The 24,545-nt window shown below is 64.5% G+C and carries 18 protein-coding genes; 7 read left to right on the top strand and 11 right to left on the bottom strand.

The genetic code is table 11. From position 1 onward, the window contains the following. Positions 1-24: 24 nt before the first annotated feature. Positions 25-3,186: a cytochrome P450 gene (locus tag QZ546_RS14985; RefSeq protein ID WP_294239237.1), complete on the bottom strand. Its 3,162-nt coding sequence runs from the start codon at positions 3,184-3,186 to the stop codon at positions 25-27. Positions 3,187-3,248: 62 nt separating this feature from the next. Between QZ546_RS14985 and QZ546_RS14980 the strand changes: the two genes are divergently transcribed. From QZ546_RS14980 to QZ546_RS14965, 4 genes are all read left to right on the top strand, one after another. Continuing rightward, positions 3,249-3,980, top strand: a complete 732-nt coding sequence (locus tag QZ546_RS14980) for a TetR/AcrR family transcriptional regulator (protein WP_294239235.1) — start codon at positions 3,249-3,251, stop codon at positions 3,978-3,980. A gap of 114 nt (positions 3,981-4,094) precedes the next feature. Next, positions 4,095-4,217, top strand: coding sequence for a hypothetical protein (locus QZ546_RS14975; protein ID WP_294239233.1), 123 nt, complete (start codon positions 4,095-4,097; stop codon positions 4,215-4,217). Between the two features lie 33 nt (positions 4,218-4,250). Further along, the gene (locus QZ546_RS14970; RefSeq protein WP_294239231.1) at positions 4,251-4,586 is read left to right on the top strand and encodes a hypothetical protein; all 336 of its coding nucleotides are present in this window, start codon (positions 4,251-4,253) and stop codon (positions 4,584-4,586) included. A gap of 79 nt (positions 4,587-4,665) precedes the next feature. Further along, complete coding sequence (locus QZ546_RS14965; RefSeq protein WP_294239228.1) at positions 4,666-5,394, top strand: helix-turn-helix domain-containing protein; 729 nt, start codon at positions 4,666-4,668, stop codon at positions 5,392-5,394. Here QZ546_RS14965 and QZ546_RS14960 read toward each other — a convergent pair. Genes QZ546_RS14960 through QZ546_RS14950 form a run of 3 tightly spaced genes read right to left on the bottom strand, consistent with a single transcriptional unit; the run spans position 5,379 to position 10,131 of the window. Next, entirely contained in the window at positions 5,379-6,317 is a 939-nt protein-coding gene (locus QZ546_RS14960) for an amidohydrolase (RefSeq protein ID WP_294239226.1), read from the bottom strand. The two genes, QZ546_RS14965 and QZ546_RS14960, sit on opposite strands and share 16 nt — an antisense overlap. Further along, a complete protein-coding gene (locus tag QZ546_RS14955) occupies positions 6,314-7,327 on the bottom strand; it encodes an MBL fold metallo-hydrolase (RefSeq protein WP_294239222.1) in 1,014 nt (337 codons plus the stop codon). The genes QZ546_RS14960 and QZ546_RS14955 overlap by 4 nt, the downstream gene beginning before the upstream one ends. Further along, complete coding sequence (locus QZ546_RS14950; protein WP_294239220.1) at positions 7,324-10,131, bottom strand: TonB-dependent receptor; 2,808 nt, start codon at positions 10,129-10,131, stop codon at positions 7,324-7,326. The genes QZ546_RS14955 and QZ546_RS14950 overlap by 4 nt, the downstream gene beginning before the upstream one ends. A gap of 311 nt (positions 10,132-10,442) precedes the next feature. Here QZ546_RS14950 and QZ546_RS14945 point away from each other — a divergent pair, with 311 nt between their 5' ends. The 3 genes from QZ546_RS14945 to QZ546_RS14935 all read left to right on the top strand — a co-directional run bounded on the left by QZ546_RS14945 (position 10,443) and on the right by QZ546_RS14935 (position 13,451). Beyond that, entirely contained in the window at positions 10,443-11,123 is a 681-nt protein-coding gene (locus QZ546_RS14945) for an RraA family protein (protein ID WP_294239217.1), read from the top strand. Next, positions 11,116-12,105 (top strand): hydroxyacid dehydrogenase, encoded by a 990-nt coding sequence (locus QZ546_RS14940; protein ID WP_294239214.1) that lies wholly within the window; start codon positions 11,116-11,118, stop codon positions 12,103-12,105. Before QZ546_RS14945 ends, QZ546_RS14940 begins: the two co-directional genes overlap by 8 nt. Positions 12,106-12,215: 110 nt before the next feature. Then, the gene (locus QZ546_RS14935) at positions 12,216-13,451 is read left to right on the top strand and encodes an MFS transporter (protein ID WP_294239212.1); all 1,236 of its coding nucleotides are present in this window, start codon (positions 12,216-12,218) and stop codon (positions 13,449-13,451) included. 413 nt (positions 13,452-13,864) lie between these two features. Here the strand turns inward: QZ546_RS14935 and QZ546_RS14930 are convergent, their stop codons facing one another. The 7 genes from QZ546_RS14930 to QZ546_RS14900 all read right to left on the bottom strand — a co-directional run bounded on the left by QZ546_RS14930 (position 13,865) and on the right by QZ546_RS14900 (position 24,267). Further along, positions 13,865-17,407 carry a family 43 glycosylhydrolase gene (locus QZ546_RS14930; RefSeq protein WP_294239210.1) on the bottom strand — a complete coding sequence of 1,181 codons (3,543 nt, stop codon included), beginning with the start codon at positions 17,405-17,407 and terminating at the stop codon, positions 13,865-13,867. A 647-nt stretch (positions 17,408-18,054) separates the two neighbouring features. After that, positions 18,055-18,822, bottom strand: a complete 768-nt coding sequence (locus QZ546_RS14925; RefSeq protein ID WP_294239208.1) for an outer membrane beta-barrel protein — start codon at positions 18,820-18,822, stop codon at positions 18,055-18,057. A 238-nt stretch (positions 18,823-19,060) separates the two neighbouring features. Continuing rightward, entirely contained in the window at positions 19,061-19,672 is a 612-nt protein-coding gene (locus QZ546_RS14920) for a DUF333 domain-containing protein (RefSeq protein ID WP_294239205.1), read from the bottom strand. Positions 19,673-19,856: 184 nt separating this feature from the next. Next, positions 19,857-22,256, bottom strand: a complete 2,400-nt coding sequence (locus QZ546_RS14915) for a TonB-dependent receptor (protein ID WP_294239202.1) — start codon at positions 22,254-22,256, stop codon at positions 19,857-19,859. Continuing rightward, the gene (locus QZ546_RS14910; RefSeq protein WP_294239199.1) at positions 22,253-23,179 is read right to left on the bottom strand and encodes a FecR family protein; all 927 of its coding nucleotides are present in this window, start codon (positions 23,177-23,179) and stop codon (positions 22,253-22,255) included. Before QZ546_RS14910 ends, QZ546_RS14915 begins: the two co-directional genes overlap by 4 nt. Before the next feature lie 34 nt (positions 23,180-23,213). Continuing rightward, positions 23,214-23,717, bottom strand: coding sequence for an RNA polymerase sigma factor (locus QZ546_RS14905; RefSeq protein ID WP_294239318.1), 504 nt, complete (start codon positions 23,715-23,717; stop codon positions 23,214-23,216). A 172-nt stretch (positions 23,718-23,889) separates the two neighbouring features. Next, positions 23,890-24,267, bottom strand: a complete 378-nt coding sequence (locus QZ546_RS14900) for a DUF333 domain-containing protein (protein ID WP_294239197.1) — start codon at positions 24,265-24,267, stop codon at positions 23,890-23,892. Positions 24,268-24,545: the final 278 nt, after the last annotated feature.

The raw sequence follows: 24,545 nt of genomic DNA, 5'->3' as shown, positions 1-24,545 counted from the left end.
CGACGGCAAGCGTCGGACGTGACGTCACGCATATATGTCGGCGACATAACGCACGCCCTCCCGCTCGATCCGATCTGCCCAGGCAAGCGCCTCGGCATGACTGGCATGGGTTTCCGCCTCGTAAATACGGATGAAGGTTTCGCGGACGGCCGGTGCCATGCGTTCGCCATCACCACAGAGCAGGATGCGGGCGCCCGCGCGGAACAGGGCGGCGATCTCCGTGCGATCACGCCGGATGGCATCCTGGACGCGAACGATGCCATCCCGACCCGTCGCGGAAAAGGCCATCCGCAGGCTCACCACGCCCATATCCTGCCAATCCTCCAATTCGTCGCGGTACAGGAAATCGCTATCCGGATCGCGCGCACCGAAGAAGAGCAGGGCCGGGCCAAGCCGCTCGCCAGCCGCCTTGCGCACGGCTCGTTCCTGAAGAAAGCCGCGAAACGGCGCGATGCCGCTGCCCGCGCAGACCATGATGACGGGCGTCAGCGGATCGGCGGGAAGATGAAACCCCGCCTGACTCGGCCGGACCGCCACGCCGAGCGTATCGCCGTCCTTCAGCCGCGCGAGGAAGGTCGAGGCGACACCTTGGTGCAACCGATCGGCTCCCAGCGCGGGAACCTCCAGCACCGATACCGTCAGCGCGCAACGGCTTGGACCGACGAGCGGTGACGAGGCGATCGAATATTGGCGGGCGCGCATCGGGGGGAGGGCGGCGATGAAGACGCCCAGTGCCATATCGGCCGATGCGAAGCGCTCCAGCAGGTCGAGCAGCGTCACCCGCCGTGCCAGTATCTCGCCGGCATAGACATGCTCCTGCGCCAGCCGCTCGGCGTCCTTGCGCTCCGGTGGGCAGGAGATGCTCGTGGCGAGTGCGACGATCTGTCCGCGCGTGGCTGGCTGCTGCAACTCCAGATAGTCGCCGAACAAAGTCTCGGCGCTGACCGGCCGGTCGACGGGCAGGACAGAGGGCAAACCGGGTGCGCCGTGGACGATCACCTCCGCATCGGGCTCCAGGCCGAAGCGGGCAAGGGCGCGCCGCACCGTTTCGGGCGGATTGCTCGGCAACACCGCCAGATAGTCGCCAGCGCGATAGGTCATGCCCTTGGGCAAGGCGATCTCGATATGCCGTTTCGAGCGGGCACCGGGGCGGTGCATGTCGACCAGCTCGCGATTGGCAAGGACCGTGCCGCGTTGCAGCTCGTCGAGCTTCAGCAGGCGCTCGCGCGTCCCGCGCCGCACCTCCACGTCGATCCGGGGCTGCGCCTGAACGGCCGGCTCTCGCCCTTCGGATGCGGCCAGCGACGGCCAGAAACCGGCGTACCAATGCTCGAAAGCGCCGAACAAATCGCCGGCGGCATCGCCTTCGCCGCGCGGATGGAAGGCCTGCGCGCCCGCTTTGGCCAGTGCGGCATCGACCCGCTTGGGGATCGCCTGCCAGGTGCGGGCCCATTGGCGATTGCCGCAGCCGAACACCGCATAGCGTCGTCCGTCCAGCGCATGGTCGAGCAGGCTCTCTACCCAGGTGACGAAACGCGCCGCATTGTCGGGCGGGCGTCCTTCGTAAGAAGCGGTGGCGACGATCAGGGGCACGCCGTCGGGCAGCCCGGAGGCGTAATCGTCCAGCGGCGCGACGGTCGCGGCATAGCCCTGCGCCGCGGCATCCATGCCGATCCGCTGGGCGAAGGCTTCGCTGGTGCCGGTTTTGCTGCCGTAAAGGACGAGAAGGGGGCCGTTGTCGCCGATGCTCGGGGCGGACGGTGCGGCGAGCGGGCGTGTCGGCGCGTCTTGCGCCTTACTGCGCGGCCGCGCGATCGGCCCATCCCGCCGACGCGCATGGATGTGGAGGTTGGCAGGCTTCAGCGTCAGCGTCTCGCTCACCACCAGCCTATAGTCGCGATCGGCCAGGCTGATGTCGAAACGCTGGAGCATGAGTGCCATGACCAGGATCGCCTCCTGCATGGCAAAGCCGCGCCCGATGCAGGCGCGTTGGCCGTTGCCGAATGGCTTCCAGGCGTGGGGCGGCAGCTTGGCAGCGGCCTCGGGCGCGAACCGCTCGGGGCGGAACGCCTCCGGCTCGTCCCAGACCGTGGGGTCGCGGTGAAGGACCGGCGTCAGGATCAGCAGCGTGTCGTCCGGGGTGACGGCATAGCGTCCGCCGATCGTCGTCGCCTCGCGCGGGTGGACACCGAAGGCCGGCGCTGTCGGCCAGAGCCGCAGCGTTTCCTGCAGCACCTGTTCGACATAGGTCAGCCGCCCGATATCGTCGATCGTCGGCACGTTGCCGCCGAGCACGTCGTCGACATGCGCCTGCGCCTTGGCGAGCGCTTCGGGATGGGTGAGCAGTAGCCAGGTGGCGAAGCTGAGCAGCCCGCTGGTCGTCTCATGCCCCGCGACCAGGAAGGTGATCATCTGATAGCCGATATTCTCGCGGCTCAGTATCTCGCCCGTCTCGGGATCGCGCGCCGTCAGCATCCGGTCGAGCAGGTCGCCGCGTTCGCCCAGACGCGGATCGCCATGGCGCTCCGCGATCAGCCGGTCGGAGACGTCGCGCAGGATCTTGATGTCGGCCTCGAACCGGCGGTTGCGCAGCAGCATCAGCTTGCCCGCGCCCGGCGGCAGCCGCGACCGCCGCCCCGATTCCTCCAACGCGCCCACCATCGCCGCGACGAAGGGATGCATCGCGTCCTGATAGAAGCTGTTGAACCGATAATCGAAGGCGCACAGCGCGATCGTGTCGAGCGTCAGCCGCGTCATATTGTCGGCCACATCGATGGTGGCGCCATCGCCGAACCGCTCCCACCGCACCATCATCTGTTCCGCGATGTCGTACATGCGGTCGAACATCGAACGCAGGCCGAGCGGACCGAAGGCGGGCATCAGCAGGCGGTGCGCCTTGCCCCAGTTCGGCTCCTCGTCATGCGCGGTGAACAGGCCGTCGCCGCCGACATAGCGCGCCTCCTGCAAGGGGCGGTGCAGCGCCTTTTTGAAGCGCGTCTCGTCGCACAATTCCTCGGTCAGGGCCTGGCTGCCCACGATCACCAGGCCACGTCCGAACATCTCGATGCGGAACAGCGGACCATGTTCGCACGCAAGACGCATCAGGCTTTGCACCGGCGCCTTGGGATCAAGCGCGGCGATGTTGCCGATCAGGGGATAGCCCTTGGGCTGCGGAATGGTGGCCATGGTCGGTGCCTCCAGATCGTGATGGCGATACCGACGATCGACCGGGCGGTGGCACCGGGGCGATGACGTCGATGAACCATCCATTTGCTTCTGCCCCACAATATAGGGGAGGAAAGGCCGCATGGAAACCCATTGGTTTCCATGGTTCGTTTTTATCGAAACCGGCGTATTCGACGATGATGGATGAAGCCTTTTCTACCGACCCTCTTCCGGCCCGTCTCCTGGAGAGCGCACGGGTCGAATTCGGCCGACATGGTTTTGCCAAGGCCAATGTCGGGCGGATCGCGGCGGCTGCGATGATCTCGAAGAAGACGATCTATCGCCATGTGGCATCCAAGGAGGCGCTGCTGTTCGCGGTGATCCGCTCAGTCGTCGGCGAATTGGCGGCCGCCGCAGGACCGCCCGCCCCCGATGCGCCACCCAGGGAGTGGCTGACGGGGTATCTGACCGCCTTCTGCCATCTCGCTTTTTCCGACGAAGGGATAACCTCCTATCGGCTGGTGATGAGCGAAGGCGCGCAATTCCCCGACGTCGCCCGCATCTATATCGAGACGGTCAAAACCTATGGGATCAGGCCACTAGCTGATCAGCTTGCCGCCTATGCGTCCGTGGGGCGCATGACCATAGACGATCCGGAAGACGCCGCGATGATGCTTGTTTCGATGGTCGTTGCCGATGTTCTCCGGGACGCCGCGCTTGGCTTGTCTTCCCCACCGGTCGATGACGAATTGCAGCGTCGGATCGTTCGCGCCGTCACGATCTTTCTTGCTGGCGTCATCTTGGACGCCTGTTGACCTCCGTCGAGAAGTCGGCGGGTTCATGCCCTGTGTTCTTTAGGGCTTGGACCGGTCGGCCCCTGTTGCAGGTCGTGAAGCATATGGTCGACTGGGATTACGATATTGTTCTGGATGACGATCACCGACCGCGTCGCGCCATATGCCAGCTATACGCATGGGCTGGAGGAAAGGGGAATCGCCCGGGTCGATGCCGCCAATCGTAACGAGGCACGGCCCGCGATCCGAACACGGTAGGTGGGCGGCGTCTGCGGGGCGTTGCCGGGTGGCATGAAGCTGGTGGCGGGCGTCTTCGATGTCGCCAAACCCCATTTCAACACCGACGAGCGCAACGCTTTCGCCGTGCCCGGCGATCGACGATGGACGGGGCGGCGCGCCCGCTCAACCAGCCGGCACGAACGCTGCGCGAAAATGCCGAATATCGCCCGCGCTTCGCCCATCGGCTTTTCGGTCGACCTCGCCGTCGCCAATATCGGCCGGCGCTATGCCTCTTGCGACAATATGGTCGGCATAGGCTTCTGCAAAGCGGCGGCCATATGGTGCCTTCATGTCACGACGAGAGATGGGCCGAATGCTGTCCCAACGGCCGCCGCTCGAGATGTGTAGGATGGCGAACGGGTCAAAGGACGTGCCTCTAGCCTCGACTTACGTTGCGCCCTAGCGATTGGTTCGGCAAAGCAGGGCGATGAAAACAGAGATGCAGACTCCGGAAGGTGGCTCCAGTTCGGCTCAACGAGCCCTGACGATCCTGACCTGCTTTCGTCACGGGGACGATGCGCTGTCGCTAGCCGAGATCGCGGCGCGTACGGGACTCATCAAAAGTACGATTTTGCGGCAACTGGCCTCGCTTGCCCAGGCCAATCTCGTCATTCGCGTGGACAACAAGTACAAGCTCGGCAGCGAAATCTACCGGCTACACAGCATCTATAGCGCCTCCCAGGGGCTGGACGCGGTGATCGTACCGATGCTGCAGACGCTGGCCGAGCAGACGCTCGAGACCGCGGCCTTCTATATCGAGCAGGAAGGGCAGCGTTTCTGTCAGTTCCGGGCCAATTCGCCGCAGGCGCTGCGTCTCGACATCGCACCCGGCTCCTATCGACCGCTGGACAATGCGTCGTCCGCACAGATCCTGAAGCTCTTCCGCAACTGGCCCGAGGAGCGTCCCTCGATTCCGGCGATCCCACTCTATACGGCGGGCGCCACCAATCCGCATACCGCCTCGGTGTCGCTGCCGATCCTGGGGCAGGGCGACCGGCTGATGGGCGCGCTGAGCATCACGGGCCCGTCGTCGCGCCTCACCTATGACGCGGCGAAGCGGATCGAGGGGAGCATCATGGATGCCGCGATCCGGATCAGCCGGACGCTGGGCGCCGATCTTTCGACGCTCGAGGCCTTTAATCAGTCGAAAGCGTAGAAGCGCCTCGGCGTGTCGACGAGGATCCGGTCTCGCGTTGCGGTGTCGGGCGCCCAGCGGCCAAGAAGGTCGAACAGGACGGCGTCGTCCGGCAAGCGGCCAGTCTGCCCGCGGTGCGGCCAGTCGCTGCCCCATACCAGCCGTTCGGGAGAGGCCCGGACATAGCTTTGCGCGATGGCATCGAGGTCGCGATAGTCCGATCCGGACACGCTTGAAATATAGGCACCGGACAGCTTGAGCCAGGTGCGGCCGTTTTCGAGCAGGCGAAGGGTCGCGGCATGGCCCGGTCCGGTGCTGTCGGCGGGCGCCACGGCACCGAGATGGTCGATCATCAGCGGCACCGGCAGCGCGGCTAGAACAGTCTCCATTTCCGCGATCTGCGGCCCGCGCGCATAGATTTGGATGTGCCAGCCCAAATCTGCGGCGATACGTGCGGTGTCCGCCAGGCGCCGGGCATCGGTCTTGCCCCAGGGCTGGGGGGAGACAAAGTTGACCCGTATCCCGCGAACGCCGCGCGTGGTCAGGCTCGACAGATCGGGGGGCGGGGCGTCGCTGTCGATCACGATCACGCCGCGCGCGCTGGCGCCGAACCGGTCGAGCGCGTCCAGCGTCGCGCGATTGTCGGCGCCGTAAGTGGACGGCGTGACGACGACCACGCGCTCCGTCCCGATCCGCGCCTGGAAGCGTCGATAGGCCGCGACGCTGGCGTCGTTGACCGGCTCGCCCTTCCATCCCGGTACGGCGGGGAAGCGCGGGTCGATGATATGGATGTGGCTGTCACAGGCACCGCGCGGCACCCGCAAGGCAGGCGGACCTTCGCCGACCGAGAAGGGGGATGTCAGACGGCGCGGCGCGGCACAGGCGCCGAGGAGGGCCAGGCCCGTGCTGCCGACCACGGCGCGGCGTGACAGCTGCGGGCTCACCCTTGCGTGTCCGCGACCTGCGCCATGCGCGCCCGGCTGCACAGTCGGTAGACCTCCTCGAAACGGAGATAGCTTTCCTGTCCGATCAGGAACGGGTTGGTCTTCGCGCCCGCACGGCGACGCGCCAGGCGCGCGATCAGGTCGTCGGTATCCCCGTGCGAGGACAGTTCCACATCCACCTTCGCACGGGCCGTCGCCTCGGCAAAGTGATCGATCGCGGTGAGGAAGGTGCGGCGATCCTCCAGCTTCGCCGGGAAACCATTGCCGCCCCAATAGGCTGCCATATGCGTCTGGCCGGCTTCCTTGACGGGCAGGATGAAGGACAGGGTGCCGGGCGTATGGCCCGGTGTCGCGATCGCGGTCACGCTGACGCCACCCAGTGTCACCGTATCGCCGTCCTTCAGCACCAGATCGCGCTTCGGGCGCGGCGAGGCGGCGAGCGGTGACGCACTGGTCATGCGCTCCAGCCCCGTCCAGGCGGGCTCGCTCATCCCAACCCGTGCGCCCGACAGCTGCTGGATCAACGGCGCGCCGCCATAATGGTCGCCATGCTCGTGGCTGACCAGGATATAGCGGATGCGGGCGGGGTCGAGACCGACCGAGCGCAACCCGTCGATCACATATTGCTGCGCGTCCTTCGCGGTGGTCAGGCTGTCGATCAGGATGATGCCATCCGGCGTGTCGAGCGCCCAGGCCGAGACGTCGGCATCACCGACATAATAGAGATTGTCGATCACTTTCGTCGCGGGTGGGGCCTTCAGGCCGGAGACCACATGCCCGCCGGTCGCATGGCAGCGGAAGGAGACGGTGGTGGGCCAATCCTTGCCGCCGACATCGACTGCCATCCGGCCATAGGCGATCGCCGCAGGCGTGCTCAGCCCCGTCTCGCGGATCAGTTCGGCATAGTTACGGACGGGCTTGGGCAGTTCGCGGTGCTGTGGGGCGGCCTGGATGGCCGCACCCCCGATACCTGCGACGGCACATGCGATGGTGATAGCGATCTTCTTCACAGCCTTACCCTCAAACCAAAGCGGAAATTGCGACCCACCAGATCATAAAGCGCGGCATTGGTCGCGATGGCGATATTGCCGGCGCCCGGCGCGAAGGGCGGATCATGATCCAGGATGTTACGGACATCGACGTAGAGTTCGAGCTTCCCGTTCGCAGGCGGCAGCTTCATGCTGATCTGGCCATCCAGGTAGAATTGCGGCTTGATGTTCTGCAGATCGAGATCCGCCGCGGTCTTGGTGACGTCGTACTTGCCGCCGCCGATCAGGCGGCCTTGGAGGAAGAAGGAGAAGAAGTCGCTCGACAGATTGGCCGAGGCGTTGCCGGCCCAATGCGGGGTTGGGCTGAGCCCGACCTCACCCGCGCGATTAATTGGTGCCGAGCCCGGCACGGTGCTTTCCAGCTTGTCGAGATAGGCGACCAGACCGCGCAGTGACAGGCGCGAATTGTCGCCAATCAGCGAGCCCAGATCGAACCGATAGGCCAGCTCCATATCGACACCGCGCGCCTGTTGGAGCGCCAGGTTGATCGGGATGCCGAGCACGCGCGTCAGCACGCCATTGGCATCGCGGATCGTCTGGGTGCAGGCGAGCTGGTTGCCGGCGAAACACTGGTCCAGCAACTGCTGCGGCGTGACGGTCTGGATCGCGTCCTTGATCCGGATATTGTAATAGTCGACCGAGAAGGAGAGGCGGGGGATTTGCGTCGGTTCGACGACGATACCGACCGTCAGCGTCTGGGCCGTCTCCGGCTTCAGATTGGGATTGCCGCCCAGGGTGATAGGAATGCCCTGTGCGATCGCACCGCCGCGGAAGGGATCGGTCGGCGATGCGGTCTGCATGCGTCCGGCATTGAACAGTTCGGAGACATTGGGTGCGCGGATATCGCGTGAACGGGTTCCGCGCAGCCGCAGCCCGTCGAACGGGGTGTAGCTCAGCCCCGCCTTCCAGGACCAGATCGACCCGCTGGTGCTATAGTCGGTGACGCGGCCCGCGGCGTTCAGCTCGAGGTCCTTGCCCAGCGGCGAATTGGCGAGGAGCGGCACGACCGTTTCGACATAGGCTTCCTTGACGGTGTAACCGCCCGACCAGGGTTGCGGATTGCCGAACAGATACGCCCCGGCGACCGAGAACGGATCCGCCGTCACCTCTGCGCGTTCGCGGCGCCATTCGCCGCCAACCGCGAGCGAGATGGGCCCCGCCCAGCCATCGAGGAGCTTGCCCGAAAGATTGCCGGCGACGACATGCTGGCGCAGGCGGGAGGTCGAACTGCTGGTGCCCAGTACATAATCCAGGGCGGCTTCGGACGCGCGGTTCGCGCCGAACGGATTGAAGGGTACGCAGCCATTGCCGGGGTTGGTCAGCGTGGAACGGCACACGATCTGACCCGTGGTCGGGCTGACCACCGCGTCGATCGCGGCGGTGAAGCGTGGGACGTTCTCGACATTCAGAATGTCCGTCTGCTGCTTGGAATAGCCATATTGATAATAGGCGTCCCATTTCCAGCTGCTCAGGACGCCCTTCGCCCCAACGACGTAGCGCTGGGTGCGGGCGTCGTTCTCGGTATGGACGAAGCCGCGCTCGTTCGAGTGGCGCAGGAAGGTGAAACCGGTCACGCCGGTAAGCGCCGCCTGGGCCCGAATCGCCGCAGGAAGAAAGGCATTGTCCGCACGGATGGTCAGCGGGTTGCCGAACTGGTGCCGGTTATAGGCGTTGATGTAATCTGTGGTGCTACGACCGTAGAGCCCCTCGACGAAGATCTTGGTGCTGTCCGCGATCTCATATTCGACGCGGCCGAAGACATTCTGCCGCTGGAGCGGACGGACGAGCTGCTGGATCAGTTCGGTGTTGATCCCATCTCCGCCGATCTGCTGGCCGCCCGAGCGATAGGAGCCGAAGCTGTACGGTGCGGTGGACCCGTCGGGCAGGAACTGGGTGCCGGCAAACTGCGCGTTCGCGGCAGCGGTCCCGCCCGTGCCGGTCAGGAACATGCCGCCGACCGTCCCGACCGTGAGCACGTTGCTCCGGGAGATCTGCCTGGGCCCGCCCGCCGGGCCGACGATGAGGTTGCTGCCCCGGCTAGACCAGCCGCGCTTGCCGGGCAGCGCACCGTCATTGTCGAAATATTCGCCAGCGACCACGACATGGCCGCGCCCGCCCGCAAAGTCGGTGCCGAGGGCGCCCTGCAATTTGACTTCGCGATTATCGCCCCGCTGCGAGAAGCCATAATAGCCGTCCAGCTTCGCGCCCGAATAGCTGGTGTCGAGGATGAAGTTGACGACACCGGCGACCGCGTCCGATCCATAGGCGGCGGACGCGCCACCGGTCACCACCTCGACCCGCTGGATCAGCGCGGCGGGGATCAGGTTGACGTCGACGCTGCCGGTCAGCGCACTGGTGACGAACCGCCGTCCGTCGACCAATGTCAGCGTCCGGGTCGGGCCGAGCGAGCGGAGGTCGAGGAAGCTCTGCCCGCCATTGACCGTGCCCGAATTGCGCTGCGGTCCCGATGTGTTGACGAGGGCGGGGAGGGTGCGGAGCGACTCGGCCACCGTCGATGGCGATGCCTGGACCAGTTGCTGCTCGCTCAGGGCCGTGACGGGCGTCGGTGCCGTGAAGCCGGTCCGCCCGATCCGGGAGCCCGTGACGATGACCTCGGCGTCGCTGACCGGCGAGGCGGCATCGGCGGTCGCCTGCTCGGTCGATGAGGCGGTGGTTGCGGCGGGATCGGCCACGACCTGCGCGTCGGGTTGTGTCGCCCCCGGGGGCGGGACCGGAGCCTGCTGCGCCAGGGCGCCAGCCGTCATCGATGCCAGGCTTGTGCCGATCAAAAAGAGCCTGACGGCTCGAATCCGCACGGTCAGCGGTGCTGTTTTCACGCGTCCCCTCCTTGTTATTGCGCCTGTTTCAGGCGCGCTGGCCATTTTTGCCGTTGCCGACGATGTATGCAGGATTCGAACGATCTGCAAGAAAAAACGGAACAGCGTTGCGCTTGACGGAATATGATGGCCATCATACAACGCAAATCACGATATCCGCCTCGGGTGAACGTTTTTCCAAAACGCCATTCCGTCCAGAAGCGGGCCAATTGCGAAGCGTATGATCGGAGAGGGGTGTCATGGCCGTCGGCAACAGAATCGCCGTGCGACAGCGCGTAGTGGCAAAGGACGTCATCGAGAAGTTTCGCGCCCTGCCGGTTGCGAATGTCAGCGACTCGATGGGCCGCATGGCCGCAGGCGGCGCGGCGCTGCGACCGTTTCACAAGGGCGGCGTTCTTGCCGGCCCCGCCGTCACGGTGAAGGCGCGGCCGGGCGACAACCTCATGGTCCATGCCGCCCTGGATCGTGCCCAGCCCGGCGACGTCGTCGTCGTCGATGCGGGCGGCGACCTGACCAATGCCATCATCGGCGAGTTGATGGTGGCACATGCGGCGCAACGCGGCCTGGCGGGCATCGTCATCAACGGGGCGATCCGCGACGTGGTCGCCATCCGAGAGGGCGATTTTCCGATCTACGCCCTGGGCGTCTCGCATCGCGGGCCGTACAAGGACGGTCCGGGCGAAGTGAACTTCCCGATCGCCATTGCCGGCATGGTCGTCATGCCGGGCGACTTGGTGCTGGGGGATGAGGATGGCCTGATCGTCGTGCCGTTCGACGATGTCGAGGCGGTTCATGCTGCCGCGTCCAAGAAGCACGCGGCCGAGACGGCGCAGCTCGAGCGGATCGCCCTGGGCCAGAATGACCGTCGCTGGGTCGAACAGGCGCTCGTCGCGTCCGGATGCGAGATCCACGATGCATGACGGCCGTACGATCCTCTTCATCGGCTCCGGCCTTTCCGTCGCGGCCACCGAGATGGCCGAGGTCGAAAGCGCCCGGCTGATCACCCTGCCGCCTTATCCCGACGAGTCGGATCTGGCGGCCGTCATGCAGCGTGAGCAGCCCGGCGCGGTCATCATTCGACAGGGTGCCATCACCGAGGCGGCCATTCGGGCCGGCGCGCCGGCACTTCGCCTGATCGCCAAACATGGTGTGGGCGTCGACTCGATCGATGTCGCGGCCGCATCGGCCTGTGGCGTCCCGGTTTCCTATACGGCCGGCGCGAACGCGCAGTCGGTGGCCGAACATGCCTTTGCACTGATGTTCGCTGCGGCGCGCGGCCTATCCTTTCTCGATCGCCGGATGCATGAGGGGCATTGGGATAAGGCCAGCATATCGGGAATCGAACTGGCCGGCCGGTCGCTGGGCCTTGTCGGATTCGGGACGATCGCCCGCCTGCTCGCCGGCATGGCCGGGGCGCTCGGCATGCGGATCGGCGTGTTCGACCCCTATGCCCCGTCCGATCTGGCCGTGGCCGGTGCATCGCGGGTAGCCGATCTCTCGACGCTGCTGGCCGATAGCGACGTCATCAGCCTGCATTGCCCGCTGACCTCGGAAACACGCAACCTGATCGGGACCGCCGAACTGGCGAAGATGCGGCCGGGCGCCATCCTCATCAACACGGCACGCGGCGGCCTGATCGACGAGGCGGCGCTGGCCGTCACGCTGCGTGAAGGCAGGCTCGCCGGTGCCGGGATCGACACCTTTTCCACCGAACCGCCCGGTCGAGATAATCCGCTCTTCGCGGCGCCGAACCTGATCGCAACGCCGCATGTCGGCGCGAACACCCAGGAAGCGAAGGATCGGGTCGGAACGACCGCGATGCGCCAGGCCCTCGACGCCTTGGCAGGGCGCATTCCAGATGCCACGACATTGGCCAATCCCGGCTTCCATAAGGCCGCCTGACAAAAGATCCGGCACGATCCGGACGGACATAAATCCTGGAGAGCAAGATGACTGTCGGCGACGTCACCCCGATGGAAAAGAGCACGATGCGCCGGGTGACATGGCGCATCGTGCCGTTCCTGATGATCTGTTACCTGTTCGCGATCATCGATCGCGGCAATATCGGCATGGCGTCGCTGCAGATGAACGAGGATCTCGGCCTGTCCAAGGCCGCGTTCGGGTTTGCCAGCAGCCTGTTCTTCGTGTCCTATTTCCTGGCCGAAGTGCCCAGCAACATCGCCATGGAGCGTTTCGGCGCGCGGCTGTGGATCGCGCGCATCATGATCACCTGGGGGCTGCTGTCGGCGGCCACGTCCATGGTGGTCGGCGAGACGTCGCTCTATATCATGCGCTTCCTGCTCGGCGCGGCCGAGGCGGGGTTCTTTCCCGGCGTCCTGCTCTATCTGAGCTATTGGCTTCCGGCCGCCTATCGCGCGCGCCTGGTGGCGATCTTCATGGTCTCCATTCCGGCGGCCAATTTCATCGGCGCGCCGATCTCGGGTGCCCTGCTGTCGATGGACGGCTTCCTCGGCCTGCGCGGCTGGCACTGGATCTTCATCCTGGAAGGTATTCCGGCAACGCTTCTGGGGATTGCTTGCCTTTTCGTCCTGTCCGATCGGCCCGAGCATGCGCGGTGGCTGAGCGACGAACAACGGCACTGGCTCGCACAGCGCCTGGCGACCGAGAATGCTGGCAAGCGTATGGTCGAACACACGTCATTCTGGCAGCTGGCGCGCAATCCGACGATCTGGGCGATGGCCTTGATCTATTCCGGCCCCTCCGCGACCAGCACCACGCTCAGCGTCTGGCAGCCGCAACTGATCAAGGCCTTTGGCGGCCTCACCAATTTCCAGACCGGCGTGCTCAGCGCGCTGCCGTTCGGCGTGGCATCGGTCCTGATGGTCTGGTGGGGCCGCAGCTCCGACAAGACCGGTGAGCGCCGGTGGCATTCGGCCGGCCCGCTGCTTCTGATCGCGGCGAGCATCGTTCTGACCTTCGCCACGCCCGCGCTCTGGCCGACGCTCATCCTGCTGAGCGCCATCCTGGTCGGTGCTTATTCCGCCAAGGGGCCTTTTTGGGCGCTGTCATATGAGATGCTTTCCCCTCGGACGGTGGCGGCAGGCCTGGCGATGATCGGTGCCACCTCCAACCTCATCGGCGGGGGGCTGACGGTCAACATTTATGGCTTCGTGCTGGAGCACACCGGGAGCTATTCGCTGGCGCTTCTTCCGCTCGCCTGTCTGAATGTGGTGGGGGCCGGCTTGCTCCTGCTCCTTACGCGGCGGGTTCGGGGAAAAGGGCAATAGACGCCAAGGATGCCCATGTTGATAAGGCGGATGTTGGCGCGGCAATGACGCTTCTGTTCTCATCCACCGTGTGGGGGGACCGCAACGCAAGCGCTTTCTGTCTTCATTGTCTTCGCGATCGAGCCACCGTCGAGAACTCCGTCGCAAGCAACCCCGGATCGGGGTGGTGGCATATGTCGGCGAGGGGCAGGCGCGCTGGTCCGCCGCGCTCAGTCGCGGCGGACGAGATCGCGCACTATCTCGAATGGATGACTCAATCCGCAGCCTGAGGCCGTCCAGTGGGCGAGCGTTGCCCGCGCATCGAGCCAGTTGAACCATCGTCCGATCTTGATTGTCGCTGAATGGCGGAGGAACGATCGGAAGTGGGTCTTCAAACCCGGGGAAACCTTACCTGAGACCAGGTATAGCGGGGACTAATGAACGGTCACTGCTATGGTGACCCGACGGTTGGTCGGTGCGACTTCCTGATCTGGTTTCATTTCGAGCAAGGGGCGTCCATCGGCGGCCCAGTGAATGCGGCGTACCCGCGTGTCCCGTCCATCGCCGCCAACGTCGTTGCCCCAACTATGATAGACATAGAGCGTGTTACCGTCTTCATCGCTCGTAAAGGCACCATGTCCTGGCCCCTGTTCGTAACGACGATAATCTTCATCGCCAACGGGCATGGGCATGCTTTTCTGCAGCGGGGCAGACCATTTGCGCCATGAATCGATCCGGGTGAGATCAGCATCCAGCGGCGCGGAGATGCCGTTGACGACGTAGGTTGGACTGACGCCGGAACTGGAATAGACGAGCGTTACCCGGCCGCCATGGACAAGGGCAAACGCCCCCTCGGCCAGGTTCTCTTCGACCGAGGTTTGCGGGGCGATAATCGGGGATGGCGCGCTGGCAAGCCGTGTTGGCTTGGTGGGGTCGACCTTGGCGATCCATGTCAGCGGGTCGCCCAGGGGGCCGGATGTCGGGAGATAGCGTTGTGACCAGGCATAATAGCCCTGACCAGCCACCTCGAAATAGCTCATGTCGAGACTGATGTTGGCGGGCATTTCCGCCCGGCCGAGCGCCGTGCCGTCGGCTTTCAGGACGGCAGCTGGTTTGGACCAGTCGGCCGGATTGGCCGGATCGCCGCCGTCGCGCAGCTGGATGATGTGCGACTGGACGGTCGACCATGTTCCCCCCTCGCTCGATTGATCGTCCTTTGCATTGAAGCAAGGCGCGAAGAGGATCGACAGCTTCCCGCCGATTTCGTGGATTTCCGGGGCCCAGTAACAGCCTGCGATCACACGACCCTCGGCCGTTCGATCGTGGCGTGTCCGGCGATTGAGCAACTCCACCTCACGCGCGCGGCCGCCCCGGTCGTCGGCAAGATCTGCGATATTGTCCGCAATGCGAAGCGGCAGATGTATCGAACCGACATTGTCGTTGTTCGTGTCATCGGTGGCCACGAACAGATAGCGGACCTTGCCTTCATGCTCCCACCGATAAATGTCGGGATCCGCCCTGTTATACGCAAAGATGGCCGGATAGCGTCGCTGGCGCACAGTGCCGTGGACCAGATAGCGGCCGGGTCGGGTCAGTCGTGCGAGATCGCCAGCGTCCCAATCAACGGCTCGTGTGGCGGTGGAGCCATCCGAATATCCCAACGTCACGCGCGCGGCATCAAGGGCACGGATATGCCCCACGCCGATGTTTTGGGGGGCGATGGTTGCCGTGGTGTTGACGATCGGACTGTAGCGCGCGGTCAGGACCGCCGCGGTAGCACCGTCGATCGGCAGCGTGTCGTTCACCGTCGTCGTCACGTCACCCGCGCGGACATGTCCGACATTGCCGATGGAGGCGATCCTTGGCCTTTGTCCCGCCGTTTCGGGATAAAAGGGCGTCTCTCGCCACTCCTGGCGCGCGAGATCGGCCACGGTCGTCCAGCGCGGCCGGCCGGAATGGTCGACCCATGACACGATATAGCGATGGCTGAAGCTATCCCAGACGGCCCGTGGCTTGGTCATGCCCTCGGCTGCGTTACCCAGATCCAGCGTGCCGAGTTCGGTAAAATCTGCGGACTGCGGATCGAGACGGAACACGACTGCGGCGGAAGGGGCCCCAGCCGGATTACCGTCCATGTCCACGCGTGCCGCGATGATGCCGAGCCCGCCATCGGTAAAGTAAAATGGGGACGGGTCCGCGACGCCCCGAAGCGCGACACGATCCGTCCCGACATAGTCGCCCCGTGCGAACGCGATGCCGTAATCGTCGTTGAGCGCAGTCATCCGGCCGTGCGCGTCCGTCAGCCCCAAATGGACGCTTCGTGCGACGGTCGGCTGGTTCACCTCCTGTGTCGTCGTCGGCACCCGTGCGTAGGCTTCGAGTTGGCGCGCGGATATACCTAGCAGCCGGACGGTGAACTGTTTTGTAAATGTTGTGCCGTTTGCGCGCGTAAGCGTGCCTTCCAGGCGTATGATCCGGTCCTCCGGAGAGGTGGAGGTGAGGATAGCATCGGACACGGCGCGACCATCGGCGCGCCATGTGGCGTTGTGACCCGGTGGGACCGGCAGGCGTGTACCCGATGCCAGGACCGGGGCGACGACCCATCCATCGGTAATGGTCGCTGCGTCGGCATCGGCACGGTTCCAATGCGCTTCCAACGCGTCGCGCTCGGCCGCCGTGATGGCCAGGACCGTGCCATGTCGCGGTGATTTGGGCAGGTTGAACTGGCTGGGATAGGTCCAGTGGATCTTCCCCCGCAGCGAATGGGTGGCGAGTGGAATATAGCCGACGCCGCCATAATTATCGACCCACAGGAAATAGCGGAAACCGCTGGTATCGCCGGGATTGGCACGGAATGCGGTGGGGCCCTCCACCTCCGGCGTGCCGCTGCGGCGACCGATGCAGCGATCGATGATCTTCCAGGCGCCGGATGCGCCATTGGCGCGCAGCACAGGCGACACCTGCGCCAGAATGTCGCTGGACGGACAGCCTTCGGCGTCGCTGACTTTGGTAAACCGATAATATCGGTCACCGTCCTTCATGACCGTGGCATCAATCATGCCTTTGGCCTTGACGGCGCCGGGGACATCGGCGGCCTTGAACCAGGGCACCGGATCGGAAAAACTCCGAAAGTCGCGCGTGGTGGCGCGCAGAATCTGCGGTCCGTCGCCATCCTCGATCTTGTGCGCGGCATCCTTGTACAAGGTGGATGTCCAATAGACGACATAGGCACCGATCGAGGGATCAAAGGTCGCCTCCGGCGCCCAGGTCATGCCGGCATTGGGTAGATTGACGAGGACGTGTCGCTGCTTGCCCCAGTGGATCAGGTCCGTCGACTCCCAGATTTCAAGATACCGGCTCCCGTGACTGGTCGAGCCGTCCCAGCCGGTGCGTCCCGTCGACAGGTCTGTGGCGAGGAGGAAAAAACGATCCCCCTCTGCGGAGCGCATGATGAAGGGATCGCGAAGCCCCCGGGTACCCTCTCGAGACTCAAGGACCGGCTGCGCGCCGTTCAACGTCTTCCATTGCAGGGCATTGTTACCGTCGGATACGGCAAAGCGCAGTTTCTCCCCGTCGATCGTGTTGCCAGTGAAATAGACGAACATATAGGCGGCGGGCGTGGCGGCGACCGCAGCGGTCAGGCCTATGCGCCGATCACCCACGCCGCGCCTGTCAAACCCTTGGCGTATCGCGTTAGGACCCCGGCCTTGATCGGTGTCGGAGATGATAGCCGGGTTGGAAGAATGCCAGATCATCTGCGCTGCGGCGCTATCCGCATTGCGCGATAGCCCTGGGAAGGTTGAGGTGTCGTCAGGGAGTTTGATGTTTCTCAGGATCGAAACTGCCGAGACAGGATCGCTGTGTACCGCTTGGGCGACGGCAGCCGTTATCGGATCACCCACCGGTGCGGCCCCTGCCAGCGCCAAGCTCGACGCAATGAGGATGATCACACTCAGGGAGCGCGGTGCTTCGTTCATCCAGACTCTCCCCCTGATTGACGAATCTGGCCGCAGCATCTCGTCACCATTTATACCGGCATTATGTATGACATTTGTTTTGCCGCAAAGGGTCGATCCTTGGACTCATAGCATGGCCAGGAGTGGACAGCCGGCGGCGTGGCCAAAAGGCGAAGGCAAGAATTCCTTAGACGAACGAGCGGCGGCTTCAGGAAACGCCCCTGCTGGCTCTGAACGGTGTGGATTGGGTCCGCTCCGAGGCACGGCCTTCGATACGATCCGGACCTATAAGAGCCGTTCAGCAGACTGGAACGTCATCCCATAACGGCCTTTGTCAGGAAGCCGCCGCAGTCCTGTTTCTCTATGTCCGCCACAATGTTTCGGGAAAACGAGACCGTCCGAAAACGCGAGGCGGGACGGTCGCATCGCTTCGCGGACGATTTTGACCATCCCCTTACTGACCCCCGCATGGATCGGCTGGCGGGTTTCATATGTCTTCATAGAGGACGGTTCATGTTGCCTCATCGGAATAGCCTGAATGCCGCGTCCTGATCCCTTCCGATGTTCATGATCCAGCGGTCCGCGCCCATCCCGTTGAAAAATAGCCGCGCAGAGGCGCCGTCCCGGCCGATGCAGGGACGGCGCCTTCTCGTCGGATCAACCTCAGGTCAGAATTTCTGACGAAGGCCGACCATGATCGAGGTCGAAGAGCTCTTCAGCTTGTAGTTCGGGGTCGTTCTGCTGATATCCTGATCGATCGTCACGCCCTTCATCTGGATCCCGGACGTCTGAGAATATCGCCCGAGCAGTTCGATCGACGTCTTGGGCGCCACATCATAGCTCGCGCCCGCATCGAGATGCCAGCGGAAGCCCCAATCCTTGCCTTCCATCCCCGCAGAGGGTTTCAGCGTGCCCGGGTTCGCGCTCCGCGCGTAACGATCCACCGAGTAATTGACGCGCGACGCACCGATACCGCCGCCGACGAATGGCTTGAACGGCCCGTCCTGGATCAGATCGACATAGGCGGACACGCCCAGATCGAAGGACTTGAGCTGGCCGGACCCGATATAATTCTTGTCGCTCAACGCCTTGGCATCGATGTTGGCGGTGTCGTAACCAGCGGTGCCTTCCAGGCGGAATCCCCCGAAGTCATAACCCATGCCCAATTCACCGGTGAAGCCGGACTTGTTGTCGATGGACTTGGGCAGCGTAGGCGCCGTCTTGGACACCGTCTGACCCTTCTTCAGAACCTGGCTGGGCTTGACGTCGGAATCGACCTGCGCGCCGGCACGAGCAACGACATAGGGGCCGGGTTCGGCCTTCTGCGCGGACGCGGGCGCCGTTCCGGCGACGGCTGCAATCATGCCAGCGATCATCACAGTCGAATACCGGCACGCACCGCGATGAGCGGGCGCGAACGAGCTAACCAGGGTCATGGAATCTAGTCCTTCGAAAATGGATCTTGGTTCGAGCGAGCCGCACCAGTCTGCGTCCCCCTACATCTGCAAGACGGCACCATTTTCGAAGTGCCTTGGGGTCAATGAAACTTTTTTTCAAATTTCGGGAAGTCAGTTTGATTCCAGCAATCTACTATCGATCTCCGGCGTTTGCGCCCGAATGACTTGCTTGCCAATGGGCCGCGCGCCTGTGCACGCGGCCCACATTCATCCGCGATCAGCGGGGGCGACCGGTCGACTGCTCGCGATAGAGGCGCCATTCCTCTACGACGCGTCCGTTCGGCAGATGGCAGAACCCTGTCGTTCCGCCCGGCCCCTCGCGCATTTCGAGACGTCCTTTCAGCTTCAAGCAGTAACCGGACGCCGGATTGGCGAGACCGGTCATACCGGGCTTTGTCGGGGTAGGCCGCTTGCCGTCGTCGCGGCGGTAGAGCGCCCAGGCATCGACCGTCTTGCCGTTGCGCAACCGGCAAAGCGCGACGTCGCCCTGCGGGGTCCGGCGGTTCAGATTGGTGCCGCCGACCCTGCTGCAATGGACCGCAGCCGGGTTGGCCATGGTCATATCATCGCGGCGCTTCGGCACCGGCGGACGCTTCTGGCTCTCGCGGAACAGTTTCCACTCCTCCACGACCTTGCCGTTCGGAAGCCGGCAATAGCCGACCTCGCCCGACGGTGTCCGGCGAGAGAAGGATTTTCCGCCGATCGAGGCGCAATATTCCGACGCGGGATTTGCGATTTCGTTATCTTTCGGCTGGGCATGGGCGGGCAGTGCGAATGTCGCAGCGCCTGCCGATAGCAGGCTCACCATCATAAATGCTTGAAACTTCATATTCTATTCCCTCCGAGCGGAGCTGGACTATCCATTGCTTCGGGCTTCGGAGCCCGTGAACGACATATTCCTCACTCCATATTGCCGATGACTGAATGGCTCGATCGCCGGTTTTCGATGGTCGCCATTCTATGCCAGGCATGAAGAGGACGGAGCGAAGCGGCAGATACCGTGAAGATGCCGATCAAAAAGCGGTGTCGAATCCGATGCGGAAGGTGCGCGGGCGAAGCGGAGTGATCTGTCCCTTGCCGGTGAAGAAGGGCGTTCCCAACGCGAAGCGGTTGCCGCGTGCATCGGTCAGATTCGTGACGCCAGCGGTGATCCCGAAGCGATCCAACCCCAAGCGAGCGGTGATGCCGCTGTCGACGAAGTTGCCCTGTTCTTCCCCGAGTTCGGGGCCGAGGCCGAGCCGCGACATGCCCACATACCGTGCCCAGCCATCGACCTTCAGCCGCGCATGATCGGACAGTGCGGCGTCGTAGGTCATTCCCACGCGCGCCGTGACGTCGGCAATGTTGGGGATCGGACCCAGTCGGGCTGCGACGTCGTCGGGGCCGCTCGACGCCCTGACGACCGGCAAGTCGTTCGGTGCGCGTTCGTTGATGCTGCTGTTGTTCAGGGAGACTGCGGCGTCGATCCGCAATCCTTTGGCCAATCGCGCCGAGGCGGTCGTCTCGACCGTCCAGATGTCGCCATCGCCGACATTGGCGGTCGATGGAAAGCCGCCGCCATCCAGGAAATCGGCCTGGATATCGTGCCAGTCGGTATGGGCCACGGTGAGAGAAAAGGCGAACGGGTCTCGCGTCGCACGGCCGAAACGATAGCCCGCCTCGATGGTTGCGACATGGTCGTTATTGAATCGCTGAACGTCACCGTCGTAGATCGTCAGCCCGCCGGGGCGGAAGCCTTGCTGATAGCGCAGGTACATCGCGGCATTCGGCCCGGCATCGATCAAGGCGGATGCGGACGGCAGCACGGAAACTTCCCGGCGCGAGGCCAGCGTCGCGATCGCCTCCGGCGTATTCTGCACAAGGCCGTCCTCTGCCGCCCCCGTCAGCACGGAACGGCTGACACGCAAGCCGCCTGTCAACAGAACGGTCCGAACCGGCCGGATGCTCGCCTCGCCGTAAGCTGTGATTTCCTGCACCGCGTTCGACACCCCGGGGAGTTGCTGGCGTTCGCCAGGCGTCACGAAGGCCCGCGACAACCGCGTGCGATTGTCGGTGAAACTCAGGCCCAGCAGCCATCCCGATCCATCGGCATTGGTGACCCACCCGCGCGTTTCGTTGGCGATCATCCGCGTGCGGTTCGCCTGCGTGAAGAGCGTCGGATCGTCACCGACCATCGTCGCGTCATAGCGTTCGGTGAGGTCATGCGCCGTGACACCGGTCGAGGAACGGAGCCGGACCTTGCCGACTTTGCCGCTCAGTACGAACTGCCCCTGACCGAAATCGGCGCCGAACCCTTCGACGACCCTGGCGTTGCGTGTGAGGGGGCGGGCGTCCCGATCCGCATATTGGCTGTCGTCACCGCGAATGCGCTGGCCGATCCCGATCAACTCGGCACTCCAGTCGTCGGCGATCTTGAGATGCACGGTGCCGCGGCCGCCCTCGATACGCGTGGTGTTGACGTTGCGGCGTCCGAGCAGCGGCTTGTCGATATAGCCGCCCTCCTCGACCGCCGTGGCGACCAGCCTGAGGCCGAGCCGATCCGTCACGATGGGCACGTTCAGGACGCCCTGTGCATCATACCCAGGCGCACCATGCTGGGTGGCGGACGCGCCGATGGCGACCGATCCGCTGGAGTGGTCAAGCTCGACCGGATTGGGGACCAGCCGGATCAGGCCGCCAAGCGAGCCGGCACCGTATAACGTGCCCTGCGGCCCCGCCAGCACCTCGACCGCCATCAGATCGGCCAAGCGCAGATCGGGGTCGGGCGCGTTATAGCCGAGGCGCAGATCGCCGAAATACTGGCCGACCGTCGCCTGGGTAGGGCCGGTGAAGCTGGAATCCGCGATGCCGCGTATGAACAGCTTGTTGCGCCCGGCACCGAGATAGGTGGACGCGACGGTGGACAGTCGCGACGTCAGTCGTTCGGTCCCCCCGGCACCGCCTAACTCCAGATCCTGCCCGGAAACCCGCATGACCTGACCCGCGACGCGACCGAGCGGTAGATCGCGTTTGCTGCCCACCACGATGATGTCGGGTGCGGGAGGCTCGGGCGGTGGGACAGCCGGTGCGGGTAGCTGGGGCTTGGCCGGGTGGGCGCGAGGCACCGCCGTCCGTTTCGGCACGAGGCGGAACAGTGCCGCATCGATCGGCTCGACCTCGCCCCCGGATCGCGCGGCGATCAGACGGAGCGCGGCGAGCGCGCTCATTCGGCCGCGCAAGGCCGGTACGGGCTTCGACCACAAGCGGGGATCGGTGACGACGACGCTGACGCCGGCAAGCCGCCCGAGCGCCAGCACCTGCGCGCTGACGCTCCCTGCAGGCAGATCGATCGCCAGCGTCTGCGCGGCGGCAGGCGACGGCGCGATCATGGCGAGCATCAGCCCGAGGGCGGCCGAACGGGCGCCCGGGTTCAACGATCGTCGCCCAGCACCCACACCTTCCCGTCCCGCCGGACATCGACCGCCAGCAGCCGACCGAGCAGCGCCGGATCGTCATGCAACGAGCGGATATCGACCGTCCCGCTGAACGGCCGATCCGCGATGGCCGCGTCGACGCGGATATTGTGGCCAAGCTGGCGGCTGAGGTCCCGCGCGACGTCGGACAGCGGGGCATGATCGAAGGTCACGCGACCTTCGCGCCAGCCGCCGACATCCTCCGCGCGCTCCCGACGCAACTCGCCATCGGCCGCCACTATCGCCTGGCCCGGATCGAGGCGAAGACGCGCGCCTTGCGGATCGACCATCACCGCCCCCTCTGCCACGGCGACGCGCGTCCGCTGGGGATCGTGCGTCACGTCGAAGACGGTCCCCAGGTCGACCATCTTCGTGTCGCCGGCGGTCACCCGAAACGGATGCGCCGCATCATGCCTGATCCGGAACAGCATTTCGCCATGATCCACGACCGCCACGCGCGCATCCGCCCGATCCAGCGTCACGCGCGAACCGCCGCCCAGGATGATCTGGCTGCCATCGGCAAGGGCAACCGACCGCTGTTCGCCGGGCGAGGTTTCCACCGCATAGGGCTGCGATCGGTCGTGCCAGACCGACACCCCGACGACCATGGCCAGCATGGCGGCGACGGCTCCGCCGCCCCAGCGCCAATAATCGCGTCGCATCGGCCCAGCGTCGTTCGCGGCCACCGGCACGGCCTGAACCGGCGTGGCAGCGACGCGGTCGGTCGCCTGCGTCATAGCCGCTGTCGCCTCGTCATAGCGATCATGGTTCAGCGGATCAGCCTCAAGCCATTGGGTCAGTCCATCCCAGTCGTCGAACGACGGGTCGGCCGAGCGGATGGCCCATTCCAATGCGGTTTCGTCGACCTTCCTGCCGGTCATCATGCCTTGTCCTCGGTCGCGACGGCGTTCGTCATGCTCATCGCAGGTCTTCCTTCAGTTCGATCAATGCGCGGGTGGCGATCCGCAGGTCCGCTTCCACCGTGCTCAAGCTGACGCCCAATTCCTCGGCGATCTGTCGCTGCGAGACGCCGTCGATCCTTGCTCGCCGAAAGACCGTTTCCCGACGGGTGCCCAGTGTCGTCAGCACGGCTGCCACCTTTGCAATCTCCTGCTGCGCACCGATCACCCTTTCGCCTGCCGGCTCGTCCGAGGCTTCGCCGTCGCCTCTGAGATCGAACCAGTCCTGCTCCCTGCGATCCGACTGCCGCCGCGCCCGATACCGATCGATCATCAGCGAGTTGGCGGCCCGATACAGATAGGATAGCGGATTGGCGATCGGGCCGGTCGAAAGCGTCGAAATCTTCAGCCAAAGATCATTCGCCAGATCTTCGGCGGCATCGCCAGCCCCGCGCGCGGCAAGGAAACGGACCATTTTGTCCCGATTCGCCAAGTAGACCGCTTCTAATCCGTTTGATGACATGGGCACCGAGATGGCGTGAGGGGATCGTGCGGTGCCTCTTACTGGCTGATCGTGAAGAAATGAATGTGTGCCCGCCGCTTGCCGATACGGCGCACTCCTTGACGATGTCGTGCGATCGGCCGGGAACATCGCGCGGGACATCGATGTCGACCGAGGTTTCGCGCTATGCACTTCAGCGGCCACGATATAGTGCCCATTCTTCGATAACGGCTCCGTTCGGCAGATGGCAATAGCCCGTCTGTCCGCCCGGCTCGTCCACCACGTCCAGCCTGCCGCCCGATCGCTCGCAATAGGCGCTGGCGGGGTTGGGCATGACGGCGCGTCGCCGCCGCCCAAGAACGAGCAGTCGCTTGTCGACGGCACGCCCATCGCGAAGGCGGCAATATGCGGCGCCGTTGACGATGATGCCCACCCCGCCAAGGCGGAGGCACACACCCGACGCGCCATTTTCATCGATCGTCTGCGAAGAGACCGGCCCGCTTATCAGAATCAGCAACGGTACCGCCGTGCAGATCAGTAACGTTATTCCAACATAGGCCAGTCGATGCATGACGAAGCCGTCCCTCACCCGTGTGACACTGTGGCTCGCAAAGTCCTTGCGGGCCTTCATCGGGAAGACGGAGTGAAATCCAATTTACCTCAACCTGGCGCCGGTAGATCGCATTTTTCGCGATTCATCAGGCCGGATCAGCATGGACGTTTCCCGGACAGGGCGCAGGAACGCGTTGTGAGAAGGCGGGCATTCCCGGGACTGAACAGCCCCCACCGAGTGGTCCGGCTTGTTAGTTAGTGCATTGTCGTCTCCGCCGCCATTGCCGGGCGTAGGTG

It is taken from the genome of uncultured Sphingomonas sp. (assembly GCF_913062585.1).
Classification (GTDB): Bacteria; Pseudomonadota; Alphaproteobacteria; order Sphingomonadales; family Sphingomonadaceae; genus Sphingomonas.
The sequence above is the reverse complement of the archived record's forward strand: the minus strand, read 5'-3'. Positions and strand labels throughout refer to the sequence as shown.